The sequence below is a fragment of the Lysobacter sp. GX 14042 genome (assembly GCF_021390425.1).
Classification (GTDB): domain Bacteria; phylum Pseudomonadota; class Gammaproteobacteria; order Xanthomonadales; family Xanthomonadaceae; genus Novilysobacter.
The window spans coordinates 1-1,458 of sequence record NZ_JAJUWY010000022.1; the positions used below are offsets into that span (position 1 = coordinate 1).

A 1,458-nucleotide genomic window follows, 5' to 3' on the forward strand; every position below is an offset into this window, starting at 1 on the left:
CTAGTGGGGTGTATCGCTTAAGCTTGCGGGCGCGCTACAACCTGCGGCATCCGCCAAGCCCCTGTTCTTGGGTGCGAATTGTCTGATTGACCGGCCGTAGCGGTGTCGTCAAGATCGGGGATACACCCCACTTGTGGGGTCTACTTGGTGCTAGGGCGCTAAGGGGAGTGCGATGGACATTGAAGTCATAGCAAAGCTAGCGGCCATCGCGTTCGGCTCCGTCACCGCTGGAGTCTCAGTCGTTGCTCTTCTAAAAGGCCGCAAGAGTCAGCTTAGGGAAGAGTACAAATTCGCCAAAGAGTTCATCGCCGACCTGCGTGGCGTGGCATCGGATCACGAGTTCCTCCGGCAGCGCGGCAGCCACGCACTAACGGGGACGCATCGCTAGAATTTCGGACTCTTGAGTACCTGTGGCAGCTTCAAAATCCTTCTCAGGCGATCCACGATTACTCGCTCGGTTTCAAGTACCTCGAGCATCGCAGGACCACTTCACACGACGACCCGCTGCAGTTCATGGCACCCTACGACCAAGTGTGGCGTAGACGCGGGTTAAAACTGCTCTTCTTATTCCTTTACCTGATCACCTACACGCTGGCGTGCTCTCCGCTGTTGCTGCACGTTCTTGACCTGTGGGGCGTGGGCTCGCCGTTCGTGGCACTAATCATCACATGCTTCATATTCCTTCCCTTGGCCTTTCTGTCTCTAAAAGCCGGCGTGCGCATACAGCGTGCTGAACACCTCATCGCTGCTCAAAGGGCGCGCCCTAACAAATCATTCAAGCCGATGCCGCTTCGCGGCACGGCTTAATTCTGGCATTAGTCCCCTGATGTCGATTTCATGCAAGCTCGTTCGTCGGATGAGAAAGGCTTGCTAAGCTAGCTAAGATGGCTATCTGCCTGCCCCATCCCAATAGCGAGGATTACTCATGACCACGGAGACAAAAATTAAAGGCCCGGCTTCGTACTTTCCGTCTATCGAGAAGAACTACGGAAATCCTGTGGCGCACTGGTTTAAGATCCTTGACTCCGTTCAGGATAAGAAGCACATGGAGCAAGTAAATTTCCTCAAGACCGAGCACAAGATTGGGCACGGCCATGCCAATGCACTTGTCGCGTATTACAAAGCTCGGCACGGGGCCTAACAATGCGTCCAAGCCGCTTCGTTCCACCAACCAGGTTGGAGCTTGCAAGCCAGCTCTTTGGGTCCGCAGAAGGCGATGGTTCCGCTCGGGGTGGCGGTACCTGACAGCTCGATTCAAGCCAAGCGCCATCACTCGCACCGGCGTAAATCCGGTGTCAGGACGCAGATGAAGAAGATCTCCAATTTGGCACTGCTCCTGGTCATTGCTTCCGGGTGCAGTGCGCTGCCCCACGCAGACGACCCATTTCTGCCTCTTCTGGATCCAACACCTGCTGGCTTGGATGAGATCTATCTCACGGCCGCATCGGGCGGAGTCCT

3 protein-coding genes are annotated in these 1,458 nt (G+C 55.7%); all 3 read left to right on the forward strand.

Annotated features, from left to right (window positions below):
* The first annotated feature begins 172 nt into the window (after nucleotides 1–172).
* The 3 genes from LY625_RS13310 (at nucleotide 173) to LY625_RS13320 (ending at nucleotide 1,141) form a co-directional block, all read left to right on the forward strand.
* Nucleotides 173–388, forward strand: coding sequence for a hypothetical protein (locus LY625_RS13310; protein WP_233740793.1), 216 nt, complete (start codon nucleotides 173–175; stop codon nucleotides 386–388).
* 125 nt (nucleotides 389–513) lie between these two features.
* Nucleotides 514–807, forward strand: a complete 294-nt coding sequence (locus tag LY625_RS13315) for a hypothetical protein (RefSeq protein ID WP_233740795.1) — start codon at nucleotides 514–516, stop codon at nucleotides 805–807.
* 118 nt (nucleotides 808–925) lie between these two features.
* On the forward strand, nucleotides 926–1,141 hold the full coding sequence (locus LY625_RS13320; protein ID WP_233740796.1) for a DUF4287 domain-containing protein: 216 nt from the start codon (nucleotides 926–928) through the stop codon (nucleotides 1,139–1,141).
* The last annotated feature ends 317 nt before the right edge of the window (nucleotides 1,142–1,458 follow it).